This is a genomic window from Mesorhizobium sp. M0195, assembly GCF_040322115.1.
GTDB lineage: Bacteria > Pseudomonadota > Alphaproteobacteria > Rhizobiales > Rhizobiaceae > Mesorhizobium.
This window is the reverse complement of sequence record NZ_JAMYSV010000105.1, coordinates 1-563: the sequence shown is the minus strand read 5'-3', so window position 1 is coordinate 563 and position 563 is coordinate 1. Positions and strand designations below refer to the sequence as shown.

Below are 563 nucleotides of genomic sequence, written 5' to 3'. Positions count from 1 at the left end.
ATATTCGACCAGATCTACAAGCCGGCCCAGTAGCATTTAGATCAGGACGACATGACCACAGCACCCGCCAAGGCGGGGTGGCGATTCAGGCAGCCGAGCGTCATTCCGGGTTTCGGGTTGACGCTCGGCTTCTCGCTTGCCTACCTCACCCTCATCATCCTCATTCCCCTGTCCGGGCTGATCTGGCGCTCGGCGGCGCTCGGCTGGACCGACTTCTGGGCGATCGTCACCGACCGCCGCACCATTAACGCGCTTGAGATCAGCTTCGGCACCGCCTTCATTGCCGCCGCTGTCAACGTCGTCTTCGGCACGATCGTCGCGTGGGTACTGGTGCGCTACAGCTTTCCCGGCCGCCGCATCGTCGATGCCATGGTCGACCTGCCCTTCGCGCTGCCGACAGCGGTCGCCGGCATTGCGCTGACCACGCTCTACGCACCGAACGGCTGGATCGGAAGCCTTCTGACGCCGCTCGGCATCAAGGTCGCCTACACGCCGCTTGGCATCGTAATTGCGCTGATCTTCATCGGCCTGCCCTTCGTCGTACGCACCGTGCAGCCGATCAT

The 563-nt window shown here is 63.2% G+C and carries 1 protein-coding gene; it reads left to right on the top strand.

Features of this window, described 5'->3' with window-relative positions:
* Positions 1 to 51: 51 nt before the first annotated feature.
* Positions 52 to 563: ABC transporter permease (locus NKJ12_RS32220; protein ID WP_502905770.1), on the top strand; the 512-nt coding region annotated here is incomplete at its 3' end.